General features: G+C 70.8%; 25 protein-coding genes, 1 tRNA gene and 1 pseudogene. 16 read left to right on the plus strand and 11 right to left on the minus strand.

All coding sequences use genetic code 11. The annotated features are described in order from the left end of the window. Nucleotides 1-18: 18 nt before the first annotated feature. The 3 genes from ptlH to gap all read right to left on the minus strand — a co-directional run bounded on the left by ptlH (nucleotide 19) and on the right by gap (nucleotide 3,302). Nucleotides 19-870 (minus strand): 1-deoxypentalenic acid 11-beta-hydroxylase, encoded by an 852-nt coding sequence (gene ptlH / locus OG956_RS39465; protein ID WP_330343176.1) that lies wholly within the window; start codon nucleotides 868-870, stop codon nucleotides 19-21. 55 nt (nucleotides 871-925) lie between these two features. Next, nucleotides 926-2,122 (minus strand): pentalenolactone synthase, encoded by a 1,197-nt coding sequence (penM, locus tag OG956_RS39470; RefSeq protein WP_330343177.1) that lies wholly within the window; start codon nucleotides 2,120-2,122, stop codon nucleotides 926-928. 175 nt (nucleotides 2,123-2,297) lie between these two features. Continuing rightward, nucleotides 2,298-3,302 (minus strand): type I glyceraldehyde-3-phosphate dehydrogenase, encoded by a 1,005-nt coding sequence (gap, locus tag OG956_RS39475; protein WP_330343178.1) that lies wholly within the window; start codon nucleotides 3,300-3,302, stop codon nucleotides 2,298-2,300. Between the two features lie 139 nt (nucleotides 3,303-3,441). Between gap and OG956_RS39480 the strand changes: the two genes are divergently transcribed. Further along, nucleotides 3,442-3,903, plus strand: a complete 462-nt coding sequence (locus OG956_RS39480) for a MarR family winged helix-turn-helix transcriptional regulator (RefSeq protein WP_330343179.1) — start codon at nucleotides 3,442-3,444, stop codon at nucleotides 3,901-3,903. A gap of 35 nt (nucleotides 3,904-3,938) precedes the next feature. Here the strand turns inward: OG956_RS39480 and OG956_RS39485 are convergent. After that, nucleotides 3,939-4,036 (minus strand) — tRNA-OTHER (locus OG956_RS39485). Nucleotides 4,037-4,319: 283 nt separating this feature from the next. Here OG956_RS39485 and OG956_RS39490 point away from each other — a divergent pair. From OG956_RS39490 to OG956_RS39500, 3 genes are all read left to right on the plus strand, one after another. Beyond that, nucleotides 4,320-4,733 carry a hypothetical protein gene (locus tag OG956_RS39490; protein WP_330343180.1) on the plus strand — a complete coding sequence of 138 codons (414 nt, stop codon included), beginning with the start codon at nucleotides 4,320-4,322 and terminating at the stop codon, nucleotides 4,731-4,733. 189 nt (nucleotides 4,734-4,922) lie between these two features. Continuing rightward, the gene (locus tag OG956_RS39495; RefSeq protein ID WP_330343181.1) at nucleotides 4,923-5,048 is read left to right on the plus strand and encodes a hypothetical protein; all 126 of its coding nucleotides are present in this window, start codon (nucleotides 4,923-4,925) and stop codon (nucleotides 5,046-5,048) included. 155 nt (nucleotides 5,049-5,203) lie between these two features. After that, nucleotides 5,204-5,710, plus strand: coding sequence for a DUF6624 domain-containing protein (locus tag OG956_RS39500; protein ID WP_330343182.1), 507 nt, complete (start codon nucleotides 5,204-5,206; stop codon nucleotides 5,708-5,710). Nucleotides 5,711-6,007: 297 nt separating this feature from the next. Here OG956_RS39500 and OG956_RS39505 read toward each other — a convergent pair whose 3' ends face one another. Next, nucleotides 6,008-6,313 (minus strand): hypothetical protein, encoded by a 306-nt coding sequence (locus OG956_RS39505; RefSeq protein ID WP_330343183.1) that lies wholly within the window; start codon nucleotides 6,311-6,313, stop codon nucleotides 6,008-6,010. 757 nt (nucleotides 6,314-7,070) lie between these two features. Between OG956_RS39505 and OG956_RS39510 the strand changes: the two genes are divergently transcribed. The 4 genes from OG956_RS39510 (at nucleotide 7,071) to OG956_RS39525 (ending at nucleotide 8,832) form a co-directional block, all read left to right on the plus strand. Then, nucleotides 7,071-7,283: a hypothetical protein gene (locus OG956_RS39510; RefSeq protein ID WP_330343184.1), complete on the plus strand. Its 213-nt coding sequence runs from the start codon at nucleotides 7,071-7,073 to the stop codon at nucleotides 7,281-7,283. 229 nt (nucleotides 7,284-7,512) lie between these two features. Then, nucleotides 7,513-7,770 (plus strand): transposase, encoded by a 258-nt coding sequence (locus OG956_RS39515; protein WP_330343185.1) that lies wholly within the window; start codon nucleotides 7,513-7,515, stop codon nucleotides 7,768-7,770. An 8-nt stretch (nucleotides 7,771-7,778) separates the two neighbouring features. Continuing rightward, nucleotides 7,779-8,585: an IS3 family transposase gene (locus tag OG956_RS39520; protein ID WP_330343186.1), complete on the plus strand. Its 807-nt coding sequence runs from the start codon at nucleotides 7,779-7,781 to the stop codon at nucleotides 8,583-8,585. Then, complete coding sequence (locus OG956_RS39525) at nucleotides 8,551-8,832, plus strand: hypothetical protein (protein WP_330343187.1); 282 nt, start codon at nucleotides 8,551-8,553, stop codon at nucleotides 8,830-8,832. Before OG956_RS39520 ends, OG956_RS39525 begins: the two co-directional genes overlap by 35 nt. 18 nt (nucleotides 8,833-8,850) lie before the next feature. On the opposite strand, the gene OG956_RS39530 is transcribed toward OG956_RS39525, so the two are convergent. From OG956_RS39530 to OG956_RS39545, 4 genes are all read right to left on the minus strand, one after another. Continuing rightward, nucleotides 8,851-9,222 carry a helix-turn-helix domain-containing protein gene (locus OG956_RS39530; RefSeq protein ID WP_330343188.1) on the minus strand — a complete coding sequence of 124 codons (372 nt, stop codon included), beginning with the start codon at nucleotides 9,220-9,222 and terminating at the stop codon, nucleotides 8,851-8,853. A gap of 1,229 nt (nucleotides 9,223-10,451) precedes the next feature. After that, a complete protein-coding gene (locus OG956_RS39535) occupies nucleotides 10,452-11,456 on the minus strand; it encodes a BN159_2729 family protein (RefSeq protein ID WP_330343189.1) in 1,005 nt (334 codons plus the stop codon). Beyond that, a complete protein-coding gene (locus OG956_RS39540) occupies nucleotides 11,453-12,052 on the minus strand; it encodes a sigma-70 family RNA polymerase sigma factor (RefSeq protein WP_330343190.1) in 600 nt (199 codons plus the stop codon). Before OG956_RS39540 ends, OG956_RS39535 begins: the two co-directional genes overlap by 4 nt. Next, nucleotides 12,049-12,459, minus strand: coding sequence for a helix-turn-helix domain-containing protein (locus tag OG956_RS39545; protein WP_330343191.1), 411 nt, complete (start codon nucleotides 12,457-12,459; stop codon nucleotides 12,049-12,051). The genes OG956_RS39540 and OG956_RS39545 overlap by 4 nt, the downstream gene beginning before the upstream one ends. 235 nt (nucleotides 12,460-12,694) lie before the next feature. Between OG956_RS39545 and OG956_RS39550 the strand changes: the two genes are divergently transcribed. The 5 genes from OG956_RS39550 (at nucleotide 12,695) to OG956_RS39570 (ending at nucleotide 17,788) form a co-directional block, all read left to right on the plus strand. Further along, nucleotides 12,695-13,258, plus strand: coding sequence for a helix-turn-helix domain-containing protein (locus OG956_RS39550; protein ID WP_330343192.1), 564 nt, complete (start codon nucleotides 12,695-12,697; stop codon nucleotides 13,256-13,258). Nucleotides 13,259-13,624: 366 nt separating this feature from the next. Next, the gene (locus tag OG956_RS39555) at nucleotides 13,625-13,864 is read left to right on the plus strand and encodes a hypothetical protein (protein WP_330343193.1); all 240 of its coding nucleotides are present in this window, start codon (nucleotides 13,625-13,627) and stop codon (nucleotides 13,862-13,864) included. 708 nt (nucleotides 13,865-14,572) lie between these two features. After that, complete coding sequence (locus OG956_RS39560; protein WP_330343194.1) at nucleotides 14,573-14,785, plus strand: hypothetical protein; 213 nt, start codon at nucleotides 14,573-14,575, stop codon at nucleotides 14,783-14,785. A 370-nt stretch (nucleotides 14,786-15,155) separates the two neighbouring features. Next, nucleotides 15,156-17,060, plus strand: coding sequence for a hypothetical protein (locus tag OG956_RS39565; RefSeq protein ID WP_330343195.1), 1,905 nt, complete (start codon nucleotides 15,156-15,158; stop codon nucleotides 17,058-17,060). A gap of 35 nt (nucleotides 17,061-17,095) precedes the next feature. Next, the gene (locus tag OG956_RS39570; RefSeq protein WP_330343196.1) at nucleotides 17,096-17,788 is read left to right on the plus strand and encodes a hypothetical protein; all 693 of its coding nucleotides are present in this window, start codon (nucleotides 17,096-17,098) and stop codon (nucleotides 17,786-17,788) included. Nucleotides 17,789-17,857: 69 nt separating this feature from the next. Here OG956_RS39570 and OG956_RS39575 read toward each other — a convergent pair. Both OG956_RS39575 and OG956_RS39580 read right to left on the minus strand, forming a co-directional pair. Beyond that, a pseudogene (locus OG956_RS39575) lies at nucleotides 17,858-18,198 on the minus strand (metalloregulator ArsR/SmtB family transcription factor); the annotation flags it as partial. Nucleotides 18,199-18,456: 258 nt separating this feature from the next. Then, nucleotides 18,457-19,707: an MFS transporter gene (locus OG956_RS39580; RefSeq protein WP_330343197.1), complete on the minus strand. Its 1,251-nt coding sequence runs from the start codon at nucleotides 19,705-19,707 to the stop codon at nucleotides 18,457-18,459. A 237-nt stretch (nucleotides 19,708-19,944) separates the two neighbouring features. On the opposite strand from OG956_RS39580, the gene OG956_RS39585 reads away from it, so the two are divergent. The 3 genes from OG956_RS39585 (at nucleotide 19,945) to OG956_RS39595 (ending at nucleotide 25,305) form a co-directional block, all read left to right on the plus strand. After that, on the plus strand, nucleotides 19,945-21,885 hold the full coding sequence (locus OG956_RS39585; protein WP_330343198.1) for a S9 family peptidase: 1,941 nt from the start codon (nucleotides 19,945-19,947) through the stop codon (nucleotides 21,883-21,885). 139 nt (nucleotides 21,886-22,024) lie between these two features. Then, nucleotides 22,025-24,016, plus strand: a complete 1,992-nt coding sequence (locus OG956_RS39590; protein ID WP_330343199.1) for a carbamoyltransferase C-terminal domain-containing protein — start codon at nucleotides 22,025-22,027, stop codon at nucleotides 24,014-24,016. Nucleotides 24,017-24,120: 104 nt separating this feature from the next. Continuing rightward, complete coding sequence (locus OG956_RS39595) at nucleotides 24,121-25,305, plus strand: cupin domain-containing protein (protein ID WP_330343200.1); 1,185 nt, start codon at nucleotides 24,121-24,123, stop codon at nucleotides 25,303-25,305. Nucleotides 25,306-25,395 lie beyond the last annotated feature (90 nt).

Genomic DNA, 25,395 nt, shown 5'->3' on the forward strand with positions numbered 1-25,395 from the left:
GGTGCGGGGAGGGCACCGTCACTCGACGGTGGTGGGGGTGCCGGTGATCTTCGACATGATCCCCTTGGAGGCGTCCTTCGCGGACTCCGGCCACGGGGTCAGCGCGTTGAACCCGCGGTGCGAGGAGGCGGGCTGGATGCGGGTGTCCATCGACATCCGCATGCCCGCCGGGTTCGCCGAGACGTTCGGGATGGACTTGTGGCACATGAAGGCGTGGAAGAGGAGCACGTCACCCGGCTCCATCGGCGAGAACAGCAGCTGCTCGTCCGCGCCGAACTCCTCCGCCGGGATACCGCGCACAGGGTGGCCGAAGCGGCGGAAGTTCTCGGTGACGACGTGCTCGCGCGGCCCCTTCCTGTGGCTGCCGTCGGCGACGGCGACCCCGCCTATGGCGCGGGTCGTCGCCAGCAGCGGTATCCAGGCGGTACGGAAGTCCTTGTTCGGGCCTATGTAGAAGCCGTCCTGGTGCAGCGGCGTCAGAAAGCTCGGCTCCGCGGAGCCCGCGGCGGAGGGGTAGTAGCGGATCGTCGTCGACCTGAACACGAAGACGGGCTCGCCGAACACCTTCTCCCAGACCTTGAGGCTCGAGGGGTGGTTCCACAGGTCGTCGTACTTGACGTAGTCGTGCATCGCCACCTCGTCGACCGCCTCGAAGGAGTCGATGGCGAGGGTGTCGAGGGTGGTGCCGGGTGCGGCGTGGCCGAGCGCGACCAGACCCTCGAGCATCTGCTCGGCGGCGGTCCGCACCAGCTCACCGTCCAGGACACCGCGCAGATAGAGGTAGCCGTGCTCGTCGTAGAACCGGTCGAGGGCCTCACGGTCGTCGAGTAAGGGCGTGCAGTCGACGTAGTCGCCGAAGGTGTCCGTCATGGTTCCTCGTCCTCGTGACTGTACGTGGGGAAGGTGTCCGCTGGGGCAAGGCCACTCAGAAGGTGACGGGGATTTCATCGAACCCGCCGGTGATCCGGTGCTCCTGCCAGCACAGCGACTCCTCGGGTACCGCCAGGCGCAGGCCGGGCAGTCTGCAAAACAGCCGCTCGAACACCGCGGTCAGCTCGATCCGGGCCAGGGTGCGGCCGATGCAGTGCCGCACGCCGTGCCCGAACGCCAGATGGGACTTGGGCTTGTGCCGGCCCAGGTCGAACAGGTCGCTGTCGGGGAACGCCCGGCTGTCGATGTTGGCCGCGCCGATGGCCAGCATCACCGCGTCCCCGGTCCGGATCACCGTCTCGCCGACGGTGATGTCGCTGTGCGCGTAGCGGGGAATGATCGCGTTGGATCCCTTCCCGCCCACGCCCAGACGCAGGATCTCCTCGACGGCGGCCGGCGCGAGGTCCGGATTCTCCGCCAGCAGCGCACGCTGTGCCGGGTTGCGCAACAGCAGCAGCGTGCCCAGGTCGATACGCACGATGGTGGTCTCGTAGCCGAACAGCAGTACCGCGTTGCCCAGCTGGGCGATCTCGGCGTCGGACAGCGCGCCGTCGTCCTCGGCGATCAGCTCCGACAGGATGTCGTCGCCCGGCTCGGTGCGCTTGCGCGCCACCAGCTCCGTCATGTAGTCGACCACCTGCTGAAAGGTGTTCGCCGCATGCTGGTTGTCGCTCTGGTCGAAGGTGCCCCTCGCCCACTGCCCGAACCGCTCCCGGTCGGCCAGCGGCACGCCGAGCAGATCACAGACCACCATGGTCGGCAGCGGAAACGACAGCGCACGGTGCAGGTCGACCGGCGGAGTGCCGGCCGCCAACTGGTCGAGCAGGTCGTCCACGTGATGCTCGATCCGGCCCTTCATCAGCCGCATGCGGCGCGTGGAGAACCGGGGCACGAGCAGCTGGCGCATCCGCGTGTGCCTGACGGTCTCGGTGTCGTGGTCGTCCCCGGCCATCAGCGCGACCATGAAGGCCCTGGCCGCGCTCTTGGCCGATCCTTGCGGCCTGGGATCGCTGAGACCGAGCCGGCGGTCGGCGAGCAGTGCCCGCACCTCGTCGTAGCGGGTGATCAGCCAGGCGTCCTCACCGGTGGTCCGCACCCTGGTGATCGGCCCCTCCTGCTGCAGTGCACGCATCTGGGGCGCGATGCCGAGCACGTCCGGATTGTCGAAAGGTAACCGCGGAAGTTCCTTCATTGAGCCTGTCCTCGCAGCGTCGTGCAGGGGATTCGTCGGGCATCCGGGCACGCCGACGGCATCGCTGGCGTCGGGCGCTGCGCGCCGGTTCACGGGCGCGCCGAAGCGGCGGCCGCCTTTCGGCGGCCGACCGGTGCTGACGTGCGGGTGGTGCAGACGCCGGGCCGGCGAGGAACTACAGAGAGGACCCGACGAGCAGTGCCAGGTCGATGAGACGGTTCGAGTAGCCCCACTCGTTGTCGTACCAGCCGACGACCTTGACCTGCGGGCCGGACACCCGGGTGAGCCCGGCGTCGAAGACGCAGGAGGCCGGATCGCCCACGATGTCGGTGCTGACCAGCGGCGCGTCCACGTACGACAGCAAGCCCTTGTACGGCCCCGAGGCCGCCGCCGCGTACGCCTCCTTCACCTCGTCCACGGTGGTGCCGCGGCGGGTGGTGACCGTCAGGTCGGTGACCGAGCCGGTGGGCACGGGCACCCGCAGGGCGAAGGCGTCCAGCCGGCCGGCGAGTTCCGGCAGGACGAGCCCGATGGCCTTGGCGGCGCCACTGGAGGTCGGCACGATGTTCAGGCCCGCGGCCCGGGCCCGGCGCAGATCCTTGTGCGGGGCGTCCTGCAGGTTCTGGTCCTGGGTGTAGGCGTGGACCGTGGTCATCATGCCGGTGTCGATGCCGACGGCGTCGTGCAGCACCTTGGCCAGGACGGCGAGACAGTTGGTGGTGCAGGAGGCGTTGGAGATGATGGTGTGGCGGTCGGGGTCGTAGTCACCGTCGTTGACGCCCATCACCAGCGTGATGTCCTCGCCGCTGGCCGGAGCGGCGATGATCACCTTCTTCGCCCCGCCCTCGACGTGGGAGCGCGCCTTCGCGGCGTCGGTGAAGATACCGGTGGACTCGATCACGATGTCCACTCCCAGGTCACCCCACGGCAGGGCGCCGGGGTCGCGCTCGGCGAGGACCTTGAGCGTCCGGTCACCCACGCGGATCGCGCCCGACTCGGCGGTGACCTCCTCGGGGAAGCGCCCCAGAATCGAGTCGTAAGCGAGCAGGTGGGCCATCGTGGGCACATCGCCCAGGTCGTTGACGGCGACGATCTCCAGCTCCGAAGACCGCGCGGCCGCCGCACGGAAGACGTTGCGACCGATACGCCCGAAGCCGTTGATGCCGATTCGCACAGTCATGTGGTGGGTTCCTCACCTAGCGCTCTACAAGTCCACTGACGCGCCGTTGCGCCGAGGTGCCATGCACACCGTGCGCCTGGACGAGGCGCCGGCACGCGATCGATCAGGAGCTTATATAAGCCTGCGATACATTTCCAGGGTGACATCTACTCAGCGTGCCGACGGCACAACCGACTTGAACGTCGCCGACCTCACCAGAGCGATCGAGAACTTCAACCGCTACTACATCCGGCTTCCCGCAGTGCAGAAGCTGTCGTTCACCACACTGTCCGTGCTGGACACGCTGGCCACCAGCGGTCCGAAACGGCTGACCGAACTCGCCAGGACCGAGCAGATCAGCCAGCCGGGGCTCACCCAGCTGGTCACCCGGCTCGAACGCGACGGCCTCGTCGAACGCCGACCCGACCCGGCCGACGGCCGCGCCGTCCTCGTCCACATCACCGACAGTGGCCGAAAGATCGGCCAGTCCCGGCACGAGGACCGGGGCCGTCACCTGACCCCGCTGATCGCCCAGCTGACCCCCGCGGAACGCCAGGCCATCGCCGCGGCCCTGCCGGCCCTGACCCGCCTGGCGCAGCTCGGCACCGAAGCCGGACACTAGGACCATCCCTGCCTCGAACCTGTAAGCGAGTGGCGCGGAGAGGGCAGGATTCGAACCTGCGTGGACCCTCGAAGGAGTCCGACTTCCGGGCGTGTGCCCTTGGTCCCCGATCAGCCGCTCCGGGCACCTCTCCCTGCTCCCGGCCCCGCGGCCTTCCCGCGGCGCCGTTCACGTGTTCCACGATGCCAGGGCGGGCTGACGTCCCTCTGACACGCCGCTGACCGGTCGTACCGTCCGACCCGCGAGCACCGGGATCGGGATCCCAGGCGCGGCACGTGCACAGGGCGGGCGCCGTGATCGTCGTCAGCCTCCGCGGGCCTGGGCGGCAGACTGCTCCGAACGGTGGATATCATGAATGTCCGGCATTGCGATCATTAAATCGCCATGTACCACTTTGTGGCATGATGAGACATGCGATGCGGTCCTTCTGCGCCGCCACCCTCCTGGCCGCTCCCCTCGCTCTGATCGCCACGCCCGCACAGGCCTTGACGTCATGTACGGTCAACGGCCGCCCCGTGTCCGGCACGGCCATCAGCGGTACCGCCGGCTCCGACAGCATCGTCTGCGGCGCCCTTGCCGTGGGCGACACCGTCAACGGCCTGGGCGGGAGCGACTACATCGTCATCAACGGCTTCGTGGCCGGCACCGTCGACGGCGGCACCGGCGGCGACTTCATCACAGCCAACGCCGGTACCACGGCGACCGGCAGGATCCTCGGCGGCGCCGACAGCGACTTCATCTCCGTCGGCCCGAACGCCGGCACCGTCGACGGCGGACCCGCGCCGGACTTCTGCCGAGTCGCCTCCGGCAACCCTCCCGTCAACTGCTGACCCGCTACCAGTCACGGCACCCACCCGCGACGCAGGCCGGAGGGGCTGGGCAGTCGCAGCGCGTCGTCCGGCGCGGGCATGGTCCTCGGCACGCTGCTGTGATGTGTTCCTGGCCGCCGCCGGGTCGGCCCCCAGTACCCTCACGGCCTGCGTGACCTGCTTCGTCAGCGGCGTCGCGGCAGGACGACATTGTTCGCTCTGGAACCCGTGCCCATGGCCGCGGCGGGCGGCCTGTCCGCACGCGTCAACGCCTCCGCGTTCCCGACGGCCGGGGGCCTGGCGGCGACCGCCGCCGTTGCCCTCACGGGGCAGTGACCGTCGCAGCGATCCGGCTCTGGCTCCGGGGGTTGTTCCATTATCCCGGTACGGGAAGGCGTCTGTCACCGTTCTCCGGAATGATCTTTATGCCCAATTTCCACCTCTAGGCTTGCGGGCGGACACAGAGCACGGATGCGACCCGGGAGTCGAGGGTGACGAACGACGTTGCCGCGCTGGCGGTGGAACTCACGGACATGGCTGCGGCCGACCACCAGTCCGCAGCCCGCGCGAACAGCGATGACCCCGCCGAGCAGCTGGCGTGGCGGCGGCTGACCGCCCGGCACGGTGACCGGCTCGGCGAGATCATGGACGAGTACGGCTGGCCTACGGCGGAGCTGGTCGGCGAGGAGGCCGCACGCGCGGCATGGCTGATCGCCCAGCACGCCGACCGGCAGCTCGACGTTCAGCGTCGTGCCCTCCAGTTGATGCAGCAGGCGGTGTCGGCAGGCCTGGCCAGCCCGCGCGAGCTGGCGTTTCTGCGCGACCGCACGCTGGTCAACGAAGGCCGTAAGCAGGTTTACGGCACTCAGATCGCCGGCGTGAAGGACGGGGCGCCGGTTCCGTGGCCCTGTGAAGACCCCGAGCGCGTGGACGAACTCCGCGCGGAAGTCGGCATCGAGCCTTTCGAGGAGTACGTCGCCAGGTTTGCCATGGCCTGACGCCCCGCCAATGAGGAACGATCCACAGGCCGCCCAGTCAAACCGAGGAAGTCGAGACTGGTGCTGGGGGAGTCGGCCGGTGCGGAGACGGTCATCCAGGTTCGGTCCAGAGTCGCTTGAGTCGCTTCGGTCGCTTGTCAGCCCCTGACCGAAGCTGCGACCGCCCCTGGCGAACGCGGGGTCGGGGCGCGCGGTGCGTGGGGGCAGGGAATTGGCCGGGGGAAGGACGGTTTGCGGGCCGCCCGCTGTCAGGAATCCCTGACAGCGGGCGGCGCGGATCTCGTCCAGGTGAGGAGGTCAGTAGCAGTCCCAGTAGAAGACACGGTGGTGGTGGCGGCCGTAACCGAACCGGAACCAGCCGTAGTAGCGGTCGTCGCGGCAGTGGTCGCGGTGACGCCAGCGGTCGTAGCGGTCCTCGTCGCAGTACCGCCGCCAGTCACCGGCGTGACGGTACCCGTAGGCGGGGTGGTCGCCCCAGTGGGACGAGGGCGTCACCGATGTCACGGAGTCCGCCGGGGCGGCGGCCGCCTCCGTCGAGAGAGGCGCCATGACAGCGCCGACCGCGAGAAGCGTGCCTGCTGCTGCCTTAGCAAAGGTCTTCACCTGATCTCCTTTCAGACATTCAGGGCCGGTCTCGCCCTGGTACTGAATCTGACGCTACATCAATAACCCGGAAATCTTTTGCGGGCCGAGTTCTCGTCGATTGGGTCGGTGGTCCAGGAGAGATATCGAAACGGCAGCTCAGCGGCAATGCGGCGCCGCTTGAGGGGAAAGCGTGCCATGCCTGGGAAGGGCGTCCAACCAGGTGAACTTGCCTACCCCGCAATCCCGTTCGCGAGTGTGCGACCGATGGAGTCCGACGGTGTGAATGCGGCGCAGGAAATGCCCGGTGTTTCTCGGAGCCGCTCCTGAGGAAATGCGTGGTGCTGCGAGGGCGGAGCCGATGATGCGGGTTTCGGTGCTGCCCTCGCTTTTGTGGAGTTCATTTCTCGCTGAGAGATGCCTGCCGGCCGTCCGCGGGGAAAGGCCGTCCCGGGCCTTGCGTGTCGTGCTGCACGGGCGAGGTGGCGCAGGTGGGGGTCAGGGGCACGGAATGGAACAGGCGGGCGCTTCTGGACGATTGTCCGAAATAGACGGTTTGCCCTGACCGTCTCCTTCGGCTACCGTCCAAGCTCTCTGGACGAACTGTCCAGAGTCTCCGGACAGCGGGGTTGGCGCTTGCCTGCGCGTTCCCCATGGCCGGGTGGCGCCGACCGGGAACGGAGCGCAGCCGACGGCAGCAGTTGGTCCGTCCGCCGCCGGGCCCAGCTTCTGTCTCGCGTACATCGCGTACACCCCTTCCTTCACGAAAGGCTTTCCGATGAACAACGACTGGCTCGAGGCCGAGACCGCCGAACTGCTGCCCAGCCGCGAGGCCCTGGGCAGGTTCTCGTTCAGCTTCTTCAAGACGACGACCGTCTCGAAGAAGATCGCGCATGTCGACGCGCACAACGAGTCGATGGCGGTGAACCAGGACTCGCCGTTGGCGGTCGCCCAGTCCGCGGCCTCCCAGTCCATCAGCGTCCGTCAGTAGTACGGCCCCTGACGCGGGGGCAGGCTCCCGGGCCTGCCCCCGCGGCGCCGCAGGGACCGGGGCTCGCGCGGTGTGCCGGGCGATGGACACGGCCGGCGGCTGTGTCCGTGCAGGTACCGGCGGTCCCCGACCCGGTGCCGTCCACCGGCGGACGCCGGGCAGTGAACCGGCGTTCTGCGCAGGTCCTTTCCCCCGTCCTTCGGCAGCGGCACGAACGAGTGGCATCCCCGTGAGCAGTTCTCACCCCGCAGCACTGCGCGCCCGCGCAGAGCAACTGGTCTCCGAAGGGCGCCCGGCCAAGGAAGTGGCACGGCAACTGGGCGTCTCCCCGCAGACCGTCTATCGCTGGCGGCGCCTGCGTGCCTCCGGATCGGACCTGGCACAGGCCCGCGCCCGCATCGACGAACTGGAGCAGGAAGTCCTCCTGTGCCGCGAACTCGTCGCCACCATGCGGCAGATGATGCCCCCAAAAGACGTTACGAGGTGATCCACCGCATGGCACCGCACGGATTCCCGGTGCGCAGGACCGCCGCACTCCTCGACGTCTCGGAGTCCGGATACTACGCCTGGCGCGCACGAGGCCCCTCGCCACGAGCACTGCGCCGCGCCTGGCTGACCCGCCTGATCCTCGACATCCACCAGGAGTCCGGCTCCACCTACGGATACCGCCGGGTGACGCAGGAACTCGTCCACCGCTACGGCATCGACGTCAGCCACACCACCGTGGAGCTCATCATGAAGGGCACCGGGATCCGCGGCCGAGCGGGACGGGCGCACGGACAGGCGCCGCGGGAAGGCGCCCGCACGCCCGGCCGGCGCTGGACTGTCGACGTCCTCCCCTTCATCACACGCCGGGGCCCCCTGTACACGGCCGTCGTCCTCGACACGGCATCCCGCTGCCTGATCGGCTGGAGCACCGCCGTGACAGCGCACCGCGCCCTCGTCCACCACGCCCTCATGGCCGCCATGACCCGCGCCGCGCGTGCCGAACCGGCCGGCGGGACCGCGTACGAGAGCCTGCCGGCCTGGTCCTTCACCGAGCGGGCCGGCTCGCTCGGCTGCGCGCCCGTCCGCGCGACAGTGGGGGACCGGTGCGACCACACGGTCGCCGGAGCCTTCTGGGAGACCATTCACCGCGAACTGCACGGGCCGTCTCCCTGGCCGGACCCGCACTCCCTCGAGGACCGGATCAGGGAGACCTTCGAGCGCTTCCCCTTCAGGCCCGAGCCGCCGGACCAGCCGGCCGACCCACACCAAGGCGGATCACTTGGAAACGACACCACCTCTGCACGCCACCGGTGACCGCGGACCCGACATCCACGCGGGACAGGACACCTCCACCGCCCACGCCCACCGACTGCGCCTGTACGGAGCCCTGGACAGGGTGTGTGTTCCGCTGGCTGCCGCTGACGTGCAGGCCGTCTTCCGACTGGCCGAACTCGACTGCGTCACCGTGCACGCCGTCATCGACTGGATCACCACGGCGCGGACGCTTCCACCGCTTGCGCACCCGACGCCTGCGCACCCGAAGGGGCGGTCCCGGGCGTGACCGGAACGCCGGCCCTGTCTACTGGGTTTCGTTCGCCTGCAGCAGCGACTCGACGAGGGCGGCCACATGCCGGCGGTCCGTCGGGCTCAGCTTGTGCACGCTCGCGATGAGGATCGCCACCTCGGGATCCGCTGCCTCGGGTGCGTCCTCGAGGTACAGGTTGACGCCCGCGGCCTCGGCGGCGGCCCGCTGTACCGGCGCCACCGGGATGCCCAGTCCCTTGGCCAAGCCCTCCAGAGTGGTCTGCTGGGGCATCTGCGCCAGCCGCGCCGACGTCGCGAGATGGTGGACCGTCGAACGGGAGATGCCACCGCGGCGCGCAACATCGCTGTAGGACCAGCCGTTCTGGTCCAGCTTGAGCTTGATCATTTCCTGCAGTGTGTTGGGCACGCCGGTTCTTCCTGTGGAGAGGGAGTGACCGCCTGTCAATGAGTCTAACGGCCCTGCCGCCGGGGCGTTCTGCACCTTCTTTCCCACCGGGACCCTGCGCTACGCTGCCCTCCGACTGCGCGCCGTGGCCGACACCAGCGGGCCGGCTCAGCCGGCAACGTGCACAGAGAGCGCATGCGCTGTGGCGAGTCCTGGGCCGCGCCTCCGCCCGGGCCACGTCCTCCGGCACACCCCCGGCGGGCACCCCCGCCTGTGTGCCGACCACCTCGCCCACGGTGGGCTCCGCGCACGGCTGCGCAGCCGCGTCCGCTTGTCGGTGCCCGAGTGGCGGCTCGAGTTCAGGCCCGGGCACGGCCCGGTGAGCAGGTCCCCGGCCGCACGTGAACGGCCGAGCGGTGCGGCGCCACCACGCACGCGGTCACAGGGGCCGGGGCCGGGAGTGGGGGAGATGTTCCGCCGCCGTCCGGCCGAGGCCGGTGGGTCGGGGGCCGGCGTGCAGGCGGAGCTGTCCCGGCCGCGAGTCGCCGGGGCGGGGACGAGCGTGGCGGCGCGGGCCTCGGAAGCCGGCGCCGGGCGGCCGGTCCCGATGCTTCCGTGGTCTTCCGCCGACGGGTTCGACGTGACCGGTGACCTGGTCGCAGAGCGCGGCGGGCCGCTGGGCGCGGGCGGCTCGGCCGACCGGATACGGCACGCCCGCCGGGGTCGGTGCGCAGGCGGCCCGAAGGCTGGTCCGCGGCCGGGTGCGGGAGCGCGACGCGCCACGGCATCGCAGCCGGCCGGGGAAGTCACCGACGACGCCAGGCACTACAGGGCTTCACCCGGGCTCTGCCGCGCAGATGACCCGGCTGTCGACGGCGCGGCCGGGCGCGGGCGTGGAACGTCAGGCGCTTCGGCCCGCCGCGGGCGAGGCGGTGGTGCCGGTCGGCGAGGACCCTGGGCGAGCGGCGCACCGCCCGGCGGCGGGGCCGGGCACTCGCCTTCGGCGACGGGCCGACGTAAGCCTCGCGCATGCGGGCCGAGCCGGCGCCGTCGAGGTTCTACCCGGCCGGAACCGGCAGGCGCCCCGGCCTTGCGGCGGCGGGCCCGGTGCGCCCGGATCGCGCCCGAGGGCCGCCCTCCCGGCAGCCGGGGTGGATCCTTGCGGCCTGGGGCGGCCCTCGCCTGCCGGACGGCGCTCCGGCGCGCGGATCCGGGGCGCAGAGGACGACGGCCGGTGTTGTGACGCGTGCTCAGCGGGTTTCGGAGCGGTCGGGGTCCGCGGCAGCGGGGGTGAGGGGGCCGTTGGCCATGAGGATGGAGGTGAGCGGGTAGGGCGGGCCGCTCGTACCGCCCAGGGTGAAGCAGGGGGTGTTGTCCTCCTCGCGCTGGCCGTTGTAGTGCCAGGTCTGGCCGAGGCGGTCGGTGTGGCCGACGGCGAGGTCGTAGACGCGGCCCCCGAGGCAGAAGGGTTCGGTGGCCCGCTGCGCCGCCTCCTCCAGGAGGCGGGGCACGACGTCCGCGGTGAGACGAACCTCCACACCGTCGAGGTGCCCGGTGGCGGTCTGCACCCATCCGCTGCGCTGGGTCGGCGCGTTCAGCGGCGCTCCGATCGCGGTCAGCCAGTACTCCCAGTCGGCCAGCGACATGGCGTGGATGTGGACGGTGACGCATGTGTGATCGGAGGTGATCTGCGTGACCTCGAGCCGGCCCGCGTTCTCGGCCCGGAGCCTGGCCGCTGTGACGGCGGCCGACGGCTGCGTCTGGTTGTCGCCGGCCGTGGGCGGCTCCTGGGCGTCGGCGCTCCGCGCGAAGGCCGGCGCCGGCGCGGCGGCCTGCCGGGCGGGTGCCGGTTCGGCCGGGGCGGGCGTGCCGTCCGGTGCGTCGTACGAGCCGGGCGCGTTCGCACTCATGGGCACAGGCTCCGGCGCGCCGAGGACGTGCAGCGGGCGGGATGACGCGGGTACGCCGGAGGTGTCCTCGCCGGCGCGAGGCGTGACGACCGCCTCCCACGGGGGCGGCGCGCCCGGTGCGGGAAGCACAGGAGTCTCGGTGGCCTCGACGTCGCCGGGCTCCGCCTCCGGCGGACTGTGCCGCGTCTGGTTCTCTTCCCTGAGCCGTCGCAGGGTGTCGGCCCCGCCGGTCTCCACCAGCCGGCCCTGTGCGTTCAGACCGGCGATGAAGGCGTGGGCGACTTCGGTGAGCCGCGCGGTCAGTTCCTGCTCGGCATCGGTGCCCTCGCCGTAGGCCATGGTCATGCCACAGCTCCCACGTAGGCCTTGCGGAGGGAGTCGAGCGCGCGCCACTGGAGTGTTTTGACGGCGGCGTCCGTGGTGCCCATGGTGCGGGCGGTCTCGTGGACGGACATCTCGCCCAGGAACCGCAGCCGGATGACGTCCTGCTGACGGGGGGTGATCTCGGAGAGGGCGTGACGCAGGTCGTCGAGTGCGAGCGAGGACAGGACGGTGTCCTCGGGGTTGCCTGCCTCGGGAGCCCAGGCGTCTCCGACCTGGGTGATGTGGTCGACGAAGGTGAGGTGACGTGTCGTGGCGGTCTTGAAGTGGTCGGTGACCGCGTTGCGTGCGATGGTGCACAGCCAGGCACGGATCGACGTGCCTTTCCACGTGAAAGTGGTGATCTTGGCCCATGCCTTCATGAAGACGTCAGCGGTGAGGTCCTCGGCCAGGGCGGTGTTCGATCTGACGCGCCGGCCGATGAGCGCGGCGATGACGCCGTGGTGCATCCGGTACAGCTCGGCGAACGCCTCGCGGTCGCCCTGCTGGGCACGGGTGATGAGGGCCAGTTCCCCCGTGGCGCCGCCGCCGCGGGCAGCGCTGTGAGCGTGAGTGGTCAAGGGTGCTCCCGATCGTGCGTGGACAGAAGTGAGGCGGGCTCGTCGGCGGAACCGAGGGGGTGGTGCGAGGACCGCATCCGGGCCGGGGCCCCGGGGACAGGGCCGGGCCGGTCGTCACCCGGCCGCGTGCCGGTCGAGGCCCCCGCGCCGGAAGCGGTGACGGTCCTGGTCAGGCACACGCTGCCGTGGGGAGGACGATTGCCGCGCATCGTCTGCGGGTCGTCGTAGACGAGCGCGTCGAGCCGGACGCTGTAGGCGTCGCGCAGCGTCCAGAGGGTCGCGAGGCTCGGCTGTTTCGTTCCGGTCGCGAGCCGGTGGAGCGTCGACCTGCTGATTCCGGTGCGCTGCGCCATGTCGGCGACGCTTTCGTCACCGAATTCCCTGGCCTTTACCAGGAGCATGGCCATGTGAAGGCGAAGCATGGTCAAAAGACCCCCTCAGCAACGTGCGTCAGTGTGGCTAACCCACACGCGCGCAACATATGCAAGTTGCCGGGCATGAGTGACGCAAGAGTATTTTGATTCGCACACAGATGCGACATTCGGGAGATGGCCTGCAGAAATGCCGATCTAGGTTGTGACCTGCAAAGGTGCACGCGTGCAACCAGCATGGGACAACGTGCGTGCGCGCTACCCTCCGACCATGCGGAGTGCGAAGGAATCCCCCCACGAAATCCGGACCGAACGGCAGGCTCGGGCGCAGCTGGTGGGCGCCTATCTCACAAGAGCTGCGATGGCAGCCGGATTCGACGTCCGCCGGCGACAGGGCGGCCGGGCGCAACTGGCGGCCGCGACCGGTCTGAGCCTGACCACCATCAGCCGGACGCTGGACGGCAAAACCTTCCCGTTGGCCTCGCAATTGACGAAGTGGGCGGCAGTCCTCAACCTTGATCACCGGATCATGATGGTGGAGAGCGGTTTCGTTCCCGAGCAGCGAGGGCCTCAACCGCCCCGGCGCGGAACGAACTCGGCGACGCTCTCGCCGGACGAGGCCATGACCGCGTGGAGAATCACCGATCCCATCATTCGCAGGACGCTGACCGGGAGCATCGTCCACGCGATCGAACTCCAGGCGGAAATCGACGCGGCCCGGGAACCGGGGCCCTGCAGGGAAACAAGTGCACGCGGCGCACACGCAGATGACACCGCTCCGGCCGGGATCCCTTGGCGCGGATCACCGCATGCCGGTGGTCCCGGCATGAACTGACCGCCCGAGCGGCTGTGCGCCCGGCCGGCCCGGCATCGTGGGTGGAGCGGGCGGCCCTGCGGACGTCGTCCGCTCCGGTCCGTGCCGGTGGCCCGGCTCTTCGACCGGGGCGCCGCGCACCGATCACCGGCGGCATCCCCGGGCCTGCGGCCGTGAGAATCGAGCACATGGACGCCAGCCGGGTCCGTCACCCTCGGCCATGGCTCTCCCGCTAAGCTCGGCGGAATCTTCCCGGAATCCAGCGCCTGCACCACGGCTCACGGTCACAGGGAGAGCGAGGGATATCCTCCTGCCGTGCCGGCATTCAGCGGGTCGGAAAGGCCACGCCGAGAGGGGTAGCAGGTGCTTGTCGTACATGGAGCCCCCATGACCGCCGTCGTGCGCAGCAGCACCGGCGAGGCGGTGGTTCTGCTTTCCGGCGACTCGCTCCGGCAGCTATCGGAGACGACGTTCACCGACATGATCAAGGCTGCTGCCGCCGTTCTCAGCGCCGCGGAGCTCAAGACCGTCAACAACGCCGTTCCCGAACTCGGCGCAGGCCCGCCGGATTTCCATGTTCATGTCGACGGAAACGAGTTGACGGTCTACAGACTGACCGTCGGCTGAGCTCTGCCCGCGCCTGACGAACGCGATTCGTCTTCTCCTCCCTCGGGCCGGGTGCCGGCGAAACGCCCTTCCGCGGGCGAAAGGCCGGCAGAAATCGCCTTTGTGCGGGGCCTGTTGAACCGGGCGGCCGCAGCGGCACGTCCGGAGGGCGTGTATCGAAAGCGGATCTCGCCGTGAGAACGCTCTTGATTCTGTTGCCGAGAGGCAAAAATCCCGGCCGGTCGAGCGGCTTTTACGGCGGCCGGCCACCGAAGTTCGGCGTGGTCGAGCTTCCTGAGCGCCACGCGGCCGCGGTGCCGCACCGTCGCAGTCGTACCTGGTCATGCCGTAGGAGCGAACAGAGGTGCGGCTGTGGATGAATGTCTGATTTGGATTGTTTGCGCTTTTCCTTCGGTTTCAGCTACTGTCCGGAGCCTCCGGACGAAACGTCCGGAGACTTTGGACGGCGGGCGGTTCTCCCCCCGGCTCCGCCGTGCCCCGACTCCGCAGCCGGGTGTCCGCATGACCCGGCTGCGGAGGCGGGGGCTTCCCGCCGTCCACCGACCCTGCGGCGCGGCCGTGCAGACAGCCTGCTGCTCACTCGCTGTCAGCCGGAACGCGCCGGCAGGCCGGAACGAGACCGGACAGCGGCCCGGCGGCTCATCGGGGCGCACCTCACCGGAACTCGTCTTGTCCACACACCACTTGAAGGATCAAAGGAGTCTTTTCATGAACACCGACCAGCTCGACGCCGAGACCGCGGAACTGCTGCCGGGACGTGAGGCGCTCGGCAAGTTCTCGTTCAACTTCACCAAGATGACCACCGTCACGAAGAAAGTGGCACACGTGGACGCCCACAACGAGTCGGCCGCGCTGAACCAGTGCTCGCCGTACGCGGTCGCCCAGTCCGAGGCCGCGCAGAGCATCAGCGTGCAGCAGTAACACCTGATGAGGCAGGGCCGGGCCGGCAGCAGACGGACCCGGCCCTGCTGCCCGGCCGGCTCCGCGGATGCTCAGCGCGCCGCGCCGCTTCCCCGCTGATGGTGCGCCACGAGCCGGGTGCTGCCACCGCAGCCGGCAGGGGACGCCGCGAGCGCGCTTCCGGCCCGCACCGGTCCCGCGGGCCGAGCCCCTCCGCGTCGAAGCGGCCCTCCTCGAACCCCACCCCACCCCACCGCACATCCGCCGCCCGTGACCGGTCCCCGTGCGGTCGCACCCCCCGGGCGGCTGCCGGGATGCAACGACCCCCCACCGGCATCCGCCGCACACCGCGCACACATGTCGAACCGTCAGATGCGCCCAGGAGAAGACCATGCCGGCGTCCGAAGACAACAGCAGCCTCACCACCCTCCAGGCCAGCGCTCCGCGCCCCGGGCAGGCGGCCGCCACTCCCGCATCCGATCCCGTCGCGCACCCGGCACCCGCCACGACGGCCGGCAGCCCCCCATCCCCGCGCGCCGCGCCCGTCCCGCGCCTGAGCCAGGGTCTGCAGACCCTCGGCGAGTACAAGGGGTCGGGCACCACCGAGCGCCGGTACATCGTCCGCCGCGGCGACGGACAGGTCATCCAGCTGTCGCGCCTGCTGTACCTCGTCGTCAGCAGCGTCGACGGCGTCCGCGACGCCGAGACGATCTCCCACCGGGTCAGCGGCCGCTACGGGGCCGAGGTCACCACGGAGAACATCGTCCACCTCGTGGACCACAAGCTCGCCCCGCTCGGGATCACCGCCCCCCTCGCAGACCGCCCCGGCGAGGTCGTCGCTCCCCGCCTTGATCTGCTGCTGGCCCTGCGCGGCCACACAGTGATCTTCCACGAGGGGCAGGTGGCCCGCATCGCCGCCGCGCTCGCGTGGCTGCACCGGCCTTCGGTGGTGGTGCCGGCCCTCGCGGGCGTCGTCGCCATGGACGTGTGGCTGTTCGCCGTCCACGGAGCCATGACCCCCGTGCTGCAAGTGCTCGAACAGCCGCTGTGGATGCTCATCATCTTCGCACTGACCGTGGCCTCCCTCCTCTTCCACGAGTTCGGGCACGCGTCTGCCTGCCGGTACAGCGGAGCAGTGCCCGGGAAGATCGGATGCGGCATCTTCCTGATCTGGCCCTCCATGTACACGGACGTCACCGACGTGTACCGGATCGGGAGAACCGGCCGTCTGCGCACCGGACTGGGCGGCGTCTACTTCAACGCCCTCTTCATGCTGGCCCTCACCGCGGCCTACCTGCTCACCGGCCAGTCCTTCCTTCTCGCCGCCGTGTATCTCGCGCACTTCGAAGTCCTCGAGCAGCTCATGCCGGCGGTGCGGCTGGACGGCTACTACATCCTGGGCGACCTGGCCGGCGTCCCCGACCTGTACGGCAAGGTCAAGCCGATCCTGCTGAGCCTGCTGCCCGGGCGCCACCAGGCCGCCGCGCAGGTGGCAGACCTCAGGGGCTCCGCGCGCACCATCGTGACGGTGTGGGTCCTGACCATGGTTCCGCTGGTGCTCGCCGAGGCCGCGTACGCCCTGTGGAACCTGCCGCGCGTGCTGGCCACCGCGGCACGCGGCCTGCACGACCAATGCCTGGGAACGATCGCGGCGTTCACCGCCGGGCACACGGCGGCCGGGCTGGTCGGCGTGATCGGCGCGCTCATGCTGCTGTGCCCCATGGCGGGAGGCGCCTACCTCGTCTCCCGACTGGCGGTCCGCCTGTGGCGCGCTGCCGTGAAGGCCACTGAAGGAAGACCGGTGGTGCGCCTGGCGCTCGCCGCCGCCACCGCCGCCGGCTGCACCGTCCTGGCCACCGCCTGGATGCAGGGCCTGACCCCCCAGCCGCTTCCCCAGGCGGCCCCGGTCACCCCCGTCCTGCAACCGGACCACCCCGCACCGCGCACCGCGTCCCCCAGCCCCGCACACACCACCGGGACGCATCCGGCCACCCGCCGCGACGCCGGCGCCACTCCCGAGCAGAGCCGCTCCGCGCCCGCCCCCCACCCCACCGCACGCGGCCCGCACACCGGCGCGGCCCCTTCGCCCACCGCGTCACCGGCGACCCCCACACCCGGCACCGGCACACCGGGCCCCACGACATCGGCCGGCACCACCAGCCCGCTTCCCTCGCCCAGCGCGTCCCCGAGCCCGCCCCCCACCGCGTCGCCCTCCCTCACTTCCTCGCCCTCGCAGCCTCCGTCCACCTCGCCCTCGGCCCCGGCGACCGCGCCGTCGACCCCGAGCCATCTCTGACCCCACGCATGATCACCCCCTCGCAGGAGAACACCATGCAGCACCGCAAGCCGCACACGTCCAAGGCCGCCAAGACCGCCGTCCGGCTCGGCGCCGCCCTCACCGCCGGCCTGGCCATGACGGCCGTCACCACCGCGGCACGCGCCACCCCTGGCCGCGCCGGCGTCTTCCACGACGTCGCCACCGCCGTCGACGCCGCGCTCAGCCACGCAGACAGGACTCACGTGAACCAGTTCGACCAATCCTTCGCGATCCACGAATACGGCCCCTCCGTCGCCGTGACGGCCAACAACCGGGCCACCGCGGTATCGGCGGGATGCTCCCCCGCCGACCCCTGCCGTTCCGTCGCCCTCTCCTACCAGATCCTCACCACGGCCGGCCGCAGCGCGCGCCTGATCAACGCCACCAACCTCAGCAGGTCCGTCAACGAACACTGCCCGGCATGCCAGACCCTGGCCGCCGCCTACCAGTTCGTCGTCGCCACACCCCGGCAGTTCAGTCTGAGCCGCCAGGCACGCGAGCAACTGAACGGCATCAGCCGCCAGGTGGCCGCCCTCAAGACGTCCCGCCTGCCGATCGAACAGATCACCCAGCGGGCCGACGAACTCGCCCGGCAGGTCAAGGCCGTCCTCGACCGCGAGGCCGCACGCGCACCGCGCACCAGCGGCGGCAGCGACCCCCTGGCCGACTTCACGCCGACGGTGACCATGCACCGCCACGTCCGCTGACCCGCCTCCGGCCCCGACCGCGGCCCGCGCCCCCGCGGGTGACGGACACCCGCACCGCCTGGCAGAAGTTCACCGCCCCCTGTGGACGCCGTCGTCACGGCCGGCGGTGTGGTGCGTCTCCGCGGCGAGGATCGCCGCGAGTTTGCCGAGGCTCTGACGGAAGCCGATGCCGATCCCTGCGACGAAGTCCGCGGAGTCGGCAGCGGTGTCGGTGATCCGCCAGTGGACGTCGAGGTCCGTGCCGGTCTCGGTGGACCGGAGGCCGAGGCCGACGTGGGCGGTGAAGGCGGGGGTGCCGTCGGGAGGCGGAGGGGAAAGGCGGTAGGCGAGGCGCTCACCGGTGCGTACGTCGTCGACGACCCCCTCCGCCCGACGACCGCGTCGGAGCCGTCGGCGTCCTCGGCATCGCGGAGCACACCGGCCTGAGCCCCGCGGGCCGGCGGGGAGTGCGGCCGCTGCTCGGTCAGGAAGCGCGCCAGGGCCCGTCGTTCAGCGGCGTCGGTTCGGCGATGCGGTATGGCTCGGCGATGTCCTCGGCGGCGTTGCAAGGGACGATGTGCGGTCCCCGACCAGGCCGTTCATGGGCATGAGGCGGGGCCGTGGCACGGCCCCGCCTCATGCCGGCGCCCTGGGCCCGCGCGGACCGACAACCGGTCACGGCAACGGCGTCAGGTGCGGGCCGCGTCCAAGGCTTGCAAGGGGTGCTCGGCCGCGGCGACCACCCGGCGGACGTTCCACAGCGCCAGCAGGCCCGCCAGGGCCAGCAGCGAGGCCTGCACGTCCAGGGCCAAGGGGAGGGTGATCCGGGCCACGAGAGTGCCGGCGCAGATCAGGCCCAGGGCCTGGGAGCCGTCGAAGATGCTCTGCAGGGTGGCAAGGACGCGGCCTCGGGTCGCATCCTCCGTGTGCATCTGGGTCAGTGACATCCGGCCCGCGAAGGCCGCGATACCGGGCGCGCCCAGGACGGCGAACAGGCCGACGAAGAAGGGCATGGAGGTGGTGAGATACGCGCTGTTCCAGGTCGCCGCGGTCATCACGGAGAACACCACCAGGGACCAGCCGAGCAGCCGCCCGGGTTCGATCCGCCGGGCCAGCGTGCCGACGAGCGCCCCGCCGGCCATGCCGCCGATGGCCTGCACACCGCGCAGCAGACCGGTGTCGCTCTCGCCGCCGCCCAGCCGGTCGGTCACGAACACGACGAACAGGACCGCGAAGAGCCCCTGCGCCAAGCCCATCAGAGCCACCGTCACCACCATGGCCCGCAGCCCCGCCCGGTTCCTGATCTCCCGCAGCCCCTCCAGGTAGGCGCGCCAGGCCGTCTGGTCGACCGGGACTTTCCGGGAGACCCCGAACGGCCGCAGCAGCAGCAGGATCGCCAGCAGGAAGGAGGCGCCGTCGGCGGCGAGGATGCCGGGCAGGCCGGACCAGGCCAGCACGAATCCGCCGACGGACGCGCCGAACAGCCGGGCCAGGTTGCCGTTCAGGCTGACCAGCCCGTTGGCGGCCGGTACGTCCTCGCGTTCGACGAGGGAGGGCAGGAGAGCGTACTTGGCGGGCTGGAACACGGTGGCCAGCGCGGCCTGCACGGCGGTGACGATGTTGACGACGAACACCTCGCCGGGCCCCTGCACGGCGAGCAGCGGCAGCAGTGCTGCCGTCTGCGCGAGGCTCACCCCGATCATCGTTCGGCGCCTGTCCCAGCGGTCGGCCAGCACCCCCGCCACCGGAGAGAGCAGCAGGGCCGGCAGCAGTTCCACGAGAAAGTTCGTCGCGGTCGCGCCCACCGAACCGGTGAGCTCGTAGACGTACACCGGCATGGCGACCATGAACATCCAGTCGCCGCTCTCCGAAATGAATCCGGAAATCCACAGGCGACGGAATCCCGGATGTGCCAATGGGCCCTTCCGCAGGAATTTCATGAGTCCCTCTCGCCCTTCCGTCTTTGCGTGCCGCAAGGCTCCCAGGAGAGTGTCCTTTGTCAAACGCCGCTGAGCAACCCGCCCTGCGCGGACGGGTGTTGAGCTGCGCGGACTCGCTGGTCCGGTCGCGTTCAAGTGGCTCCGGGCCGCAGTTGGACACCGGCTTCAGGCTGCTCCGAACATGCGCCGAATTGCCTTCGTTGACACGCCGAACCGGGCGCTTCTAGCGTCGACGGCATGCTTCCCACCGACATCAATCTGCTTCCCGTTCTCGGCCGTCCCACTTTGTCGGGCGACGGCCGGTACGCGGTCGTGAGTGTTTTCCGGCCGGATGTGGACGCCGACGAGAACACCAGCGAATTGTGGGTGGCTCGGACGGACGGGTCCGCGCCGGCCCGGCGCCTCACCCAGGGCTCGAACGACGGCGCTCCGGCCTTCTCGCCCGACGGACGCTGGCTGGCCTTCCTGCGGCCGGGGCCGACCGGGCCCGCGCAGCTGCACCTGCTCCCCATGGAGGGCGGCGAGCCGTTCCGGGTGACCGACCTGCCGCTGGGCGCGGGGCAGCCCGTCTGGAGCCCGGACTCGCGCCGGATCGCCTTCGCGGCGCGCGTGCCCGAGCCGGGCCGGTACCTCCCGGGCGTCCCGCCGCACAAGGAGCGGCCCCGCCGGATCACCACCCTGCGCTACATGTCGGACGGCATCGGCTACACCTTCGACCGGCCGCACCAGATCTTCGTCACGGATCCGTTCGCCGAGGAACCGGTGACGACGCAGATCACCAGCGGGGAGCACGCCAGTTACGACGTGGCCTGGAGCCCCGACGGGCAGTTGCTGACGTTCGTGTCGGGCCGGCACGAGACACACGCCGACGACCTGCGCCGGGACATCTGGGTCTGCACCCCGGACGGTGCCGGACTGCGCGCACTGACCGACGGAGGCCTGGAGCTGGGCTGCCCGCGGTTCTCCGCCGACGGCACGCTGGTGTGTTTCGCGGCTGAGACGCTCGACGAGCACAACCGGGCCACGGGCGCGAACAGTTACGGCCTGTGGTCGGTGCCCGTCGACGGCTCGGCGCCGCCGCGCCGGCTCACCGACCCGGAGCCGTATCACCTGAGTTTCGCGAGCCAGATGATCGCGCCCGCCTCCGACGGCGTCTACTTCGCCAACGACCACCGCGGCGAGGTCCACCTCGTCCTCGTGCCCTACGACGGCGGCACGCCGCGGCCCGTCATCACCGGGCGCCGGCAGGTCAACGGGTACGCGGTCGCCGAGGGCCCGCAGGGGACCACGATCGCCGCGGTGCTCTCCAGCGCCGAGAGCGCGGGCGACCTGGTGGTGCTGTCCGGCGGCGAGGAGCGGGAACTGACCCCGTTCGGCGCTCAACTGCGGGCCCGCGCAGGCCTGTTGCCGGTGGAGGAGTTCACCGCCAAGACCGAGGACGGCTATCTGCTGCACGGCTGGACGGTGCGCCCGCCCGGTCCCGGCCCGCATCCGGTGCTGCTGCAGATCAAGGGCGGCCCCTTCACGCAGTGGGGGTACACCCTCAACGGCCCGGCGTCCTTCGAGGAGGCCCAGGTCTACGCGAGCGCCGGCTATGCCGTCGTCCTCGGCAATCCGCGCGGCACCTCCGGATACGGGCAGGCGCACGGCCGGTATGCGGCCGACGACCTGGCGCGCATCACCGCCGGCGACCTGCTGGCGCTGCTGGACACGGCCCTGCAGGCGCCCGACCTGGACGAGACGCGGGTCGGGGTGCAGGGCGGCTCGTTCGGCGGCTACATGGCGGCGTGGATGGCCGCGCACCACGGCGAGCGGTTCCGTGCCGCCATGGGCGAACGCGGGTGCTACGCGATCGACAGCCACTTCGGCTCCGCCGACGACGGGGTGAACAACTCCATAGCCCTGTACGGCGCGGACCAGGAGAGGTGGGCCGAGATCAGCCCGCTCACCCACGCCGACCGGATCAGGATCCCGATGCTGCTCATCCAGTCGGAGGAGGACCGGCACACGCCGATGGAACAGGCCCAGCGGATGTTCGTGGCCCTGCGCACCCGCGGTGTCCCTGCCGAGATGCTGCTGTTCCCCGGCGAGGGCCACGACATGTCCCGCACCGGCCTGCCCAGCCACCGGGTGGCGCGGTACGAGGCGATCCTGGAGTGGTGGTCCCGTCACCTGTGACCCGGCCGCCTTCCCCCGGCCCCGGCCGTGCGCCCCGGCGGCGCCGATCGCCGACGCGTCCGCACGGCGTCCGGGGCCTGCCCAGCTCGTGCATCCAGCGATCCGATCAGGAATACAGGCAGGAATGAGGTAGGCGACGGTGACGGATTCCAGCGCCGCCGAGTACTTTCTCTCGGCATATCTGACCCCGCCGGGCGAACGCTCGGTCATCTCCCCCCGGCACGACCACAACGTCTCCCTGTGGCGGCGCACTGCCGGCCGCGTGGAACTCGTACGCCACTGGGAACTGGAGCGGATCAGCGGCCAGAAGCACCACGCGTGGCCGCTGTTCACCCCGGAGCGCACCCGGGCGCTGCTCGACCGGCTGCTGGCCACGGAGGGGCTGTCGACGGCGGACCTGAGCGCCAGCTGGGGCACGCCGGGGCTGCCGGCCCATGCCCCGGTGCCCGTCCCGTCCGGCGCCGAGGACCTGCCCGTGCACAGCCTGGCGCACCTGTTCAGCGGGATTCTCATGGACACCCGGGTCTTCCGGGAGGAGAACATCATCGGGATGGCGGTGGACGCCGCCCCCGACCTGGTCCTGGAGGACCGGCTCCCGCCCTACTACTACGCCGGGTGCGTGTCCGTGAGGGGGCGGATCACCTTCGCCCCCGTGGAGTCGCCGGCCCCGCTCTACCACGCGGCGGACCGCCTGTTCGGCAAGGAGCCGGGCACTTTGATGGCGCTGGCGTCGGCCTGTGACACCGCGATCGCCTACGACGCCGCCGCCGAGGTCGCCGAACTGGAGCTGTTCGGCGGCCGGGTGCAGCCCTGGGCGGCCTCCTTCGGCCTGGTGAAGAAGGTCATCGCCGAGGCGGAGCGGCAGCTGGCGGGGGACCGCCGGCCGGACTCCCGGTTCACCGCGGAGGAGAACCTGCAGAGCGCGGTGATGAAGGTGGTCCAGGAGTGCTGCGAGCGGATCGTGATCCGCAACGTCGAGAAGCTCGCCGAGCTCGGCGGGGTCCGCACCGAGGACTGTCATCTGTCCATCAGCGGCGGCTTCGGGCTGAACGTCCAGGCCAACACCCTGGTTCTGGACCGCTTCGGGTTCCGCGGCCTGCTCACGCCGCCGTGCGCGAACGACTCCGGGGTGGGCCTCGGCATGGGGCTGCTGGGCCTGTACGGCTCGGGCGCCCTGGACGGCGCGGAGCTGCGCATCGACAGCGCCTACTACGGCAACGACCTGGCGGACGTGGACGAGGCGATCACCGAGTTCGCGCCGTGGATCGAGGAGGTCTCGGAGTTCTCCGCCGACCGGTTCGTGCAGGACCTCGCCGACGGGGTGGTGGTGTGGGCGGACGGCGCGGCGGAGATGGGGCCGCGCGCGCTCGGGCACCGCAGCCTGCTCGGGGATCCCCGCTCGGAGAAGGTCAAGGACCTGCTGAACGAGTACAAGCAGCGGCAGTGGTGGCGGCCGGTCGCGCCGATCGTGCTCGCCGAACACGCCCGGGACTGGTTCGAGCAGGAGCGCCCCTCCCCGTACATGCTGGAGGCGGCGGTCGTGCGCCCCGAGCAGCGGGACAAGGTGCCGGCCATCCTGCACCTGGACGGCACGGCCCGGCACCAGACCCTCACCGAGCAGGACGATCCCCTGCTGTACCGGGCGATCGACGCGTTCCGCGCGGCGACCGGCGTGCCGATCGTGTGCAACACGTCCCTGAACGACAAGGGCGAACCGATCGTCGACACCGCCGCGCAGGCGCTGACCTTCTGCGTGCGCAAGGGCATCCGGATCGCCTATCTCGGGGGCCGGCGGGTGGCCCTGCGCGGCCCGGAGGAGGCGGGGCTGCCGGTGCCGGACCGGCCGCGTCCCCGCGCGCAGGAACTGTTCGCCGGGCAGGAGGCGGACCGGGACGCGATCTGGAACTCCTGGCTGGAGCGCGGCTACACGGAGGCCGCCCTGCTGCTGATGACGGGCACTCCGCAACTCCTCGCCGACCCGGAGACGTTCACCCCGGGCCGGGTACGGCTGCTCGCGGAGCGGGTGGCCTCCCGGGACCCCGGTTTCGCCCAGGGACTCGAGGAGTTCCTCCGGGACAACGGTCCGGGTGCCGCCTTCACCGTGGGGTCCCCGCCGCGCCGTACGGCCTGACGGTCCGTCACCGCGGACGGGCCCGAGCGCAGTCGGCCCCGAGCCGTGGCGCCGGCCGGCCGCCCTCCAGGCATCCGACACGCACCTAACAGATGGGACAGGGCATGACGAACTACACCTTCGCCGACCTCGTAGGGGACGAAAAGGCCTTCTTCGCCGAGTACTTCAACAAGAAGCCGATGCTGCGCAAGGGCGCGCTGAAGGACCCCCAGGGGGTGCTGTCGCTGCGCAGGCTGGACGAGCTGGTCCAGCTGGAGATCATCCGGCCGCCCTATCTGCGGGTCAACCTCAAGGGCCAGGGCGTGCCCGAGAAGGGCTTCACCAGGACGATCACCGTGCAGGGCACCGACGTGACCGACACGGTCGACGCCCAGAAGGTGTACGAGCTGTTCCGGGCCGGCGCCACCATCGTCTGGAGCTCCCTGAACCACGTCGACTCCTCGCTGCGCCGCTTCACCCAGGTGATCAGCGACCGGTTCGGCGCCCGCACCGACTGCGTGGCCTTCCTGACGCCGGCCGGCAAGCAGGGCTTCTCCCCGCACCACGACCCGGTCGACCTGTTCATCGTGCAGACCGAGGGCACCAAGCGGTGGCGGCTGTGGGACCCGCCGCAGGTGCGCCAGGCGCAGGCCGCGTCCTACACGGCCGAGCAGCTCGGCGAGCCGGTGATCGACGTGCTGCTGGAGCCGGGGGACGTGCTCTACCTGCCCTACGACACCCCGCACGCGGCCGCGGCCGAGGACCTCGCCTCCGTCCACCTTTCGATCATGATCCGGCCGCGGATGTGGAAGGACCTGCTGCGGCAGACCTTCGACGAGCTCACCGCGGACCCGGAGTTCAACGAGTTCCCCTACATCGGTGAATCCAGGGACGCCTCGGTGGAGAATGTCTTCAGGGAGAAGGTGCGCGCCCTCACGGCCCGTTTCGAGGCTGTGGAACCGTCCGCAGAACTGGACCGGCTGGCGGAGCTCGGCCGCCGGATGCCCGGAAATTCCATGGGCAACACCTTCCGTACGACGGCGGACCTCGACCGGCTGGAGGCCGGCTCGGCGCTCCGCCTCACCGACGCCGACGTGGAATTCGGCGCGAACCAGGACGGGCGCGTCCAGATGACGGTCAACGGTCACAAGGTCGCCATTCCCGCGCCCGTGGCCGAAACCCTCGCCGGAATGAGCGCCGGCGACCATGTCATCGCCTCCGACATCTTCCCCGGCGCGGACCCGGCGCGGGCGGCGAACACGGCTCGGGGCCTGGCGCGGCTCGGTCTGCTGGAGCTCGTGGCGGCATAGTACGCATGGAACGCCGTCCGCGGACACGGCAGTTGTGCGGCCTCACCAGCAGCTGAGCCGCACAGCTGCCGCCGGCGCGCGACGGCGGCG

The organism is Streptomyces sp. NBC_00557, assembly GCF_036345995.1.
In the GTDB taxonomy this organism is placed as follows: Bacteria; Actinomycetota; Actinomycetes; order Streptomycetales; family Streptomycetaceae; genus Streptomyces.

Bases quoted from the DNA above. Each gene is read 5' to 3' on its own strand.
- OG956_RS39585 (WP_330343198.1), top strand. From the start codon at position 19,945: ATGCTTCCCACCGACATCAATCTGCTTCCCGTTCTCGGCCGTCCCACT.
- gap (WP_330343178.1), bottom strand. From the start codon at position 3,302: ATGACTGTGCGAATCGGCATCAACGGCTTCGGGCGTATCGGTCGCAAC.
- OG956_RS39560 (WP_330343194.1), top strand. From the start codon at position 14,573: ATGAACACCGACCAGCTCGACGCCGAGACCGCGGAACTGCTGCCGGGA.
- OG956_RS39580 (WP_330343197.1), bottom strand. From the start codon at position 19,707: ATGAAATTCCTGCGGAAGGGCCCATTGGCACATCCGGGATTCCGTCGC.
- OG956_RS39520 (WP_330343186.1), top strand. From the start codon at position 7,779: ATGGCACCGCACGGATTCCCGGTGCGCAGGACCGCCGCACTCCTCGAC.
- OG956_RS39545 (WP_330343191.1), bottom strand. From the start codon at position 12,459: ATGGCCATGCTCCTGGTAAAGGCCAGGGAATTCGGTGACGAAAGCGTC.
- OG956_RS39490 (WP_330343180.1), top strand. From the start codon at position 4,320: ATGCGGTCCTTCTGCGCCGCCACCCTCCTGGCCGCTCCCCTCGCTCTG.
- OG956_RS39550 (WP_330343192.1), top strand. From the start codon at position 12,695: ATGCGGAGTGCGAAGGAATCCCCCCACGAAATCCGGACCGAACGGCAG.
- OG956_RS39510 (WP_330343184.1), top strand. From the start codon at position 7,071: ATGAACAACGACTGGCTCGAGGCCGAGACCGCCGAACTGCTGCCCAGC.
- OG956_RS39565 (WP_330343195.1), top strand. From the start codon at position 15,156: ATGCCGGCGTCCGAAGACAACAGCAGCCTCACCACCCTCCAGGCCAGC.
- OG956_RS39555 (WP_330343193.1), top strand. From the start codon at position 13,625: ATGACCGCCGTCGTGCGCAGCAGCACCGGCGAGGCGGTGGTTCTGCTT.
- OG956_RS39535 (WP_330343189.1), bottom strand. From the start codon at position 11,456: ATGACCATGGCCTACGGCGAGGGCACCGATGCCGAGCAGGAACTGACC.
- penM (WP_330343177.1), bottom strand. From the start codon at position 2,122: ATGAAGGAACTTCCGCGGTTACCTTTCGACAATCCGGACGTGCTCGGC.
- ptlH (WP_330343176.1), bottom strand. From the start codon at position 870: ATGACGGACACCTTCGGCGACTACGTCGACTGCACGCCCTTACTCGAC.
- OG956_RS39570 (WP_330343196.1), top strand. From the start codon at position 17,096: ATGCAGCACCGCAAGCCGCACACGTCCAAGGCCGCCAAGACCGCCGTC.
- OG956_RS39595 (WP_330343200.1), top strand. From the start codon at position 24,121: ATGACGAACTACACCTTCGCCGACCTCGTAGGGGACGAAAAGGCCTTC.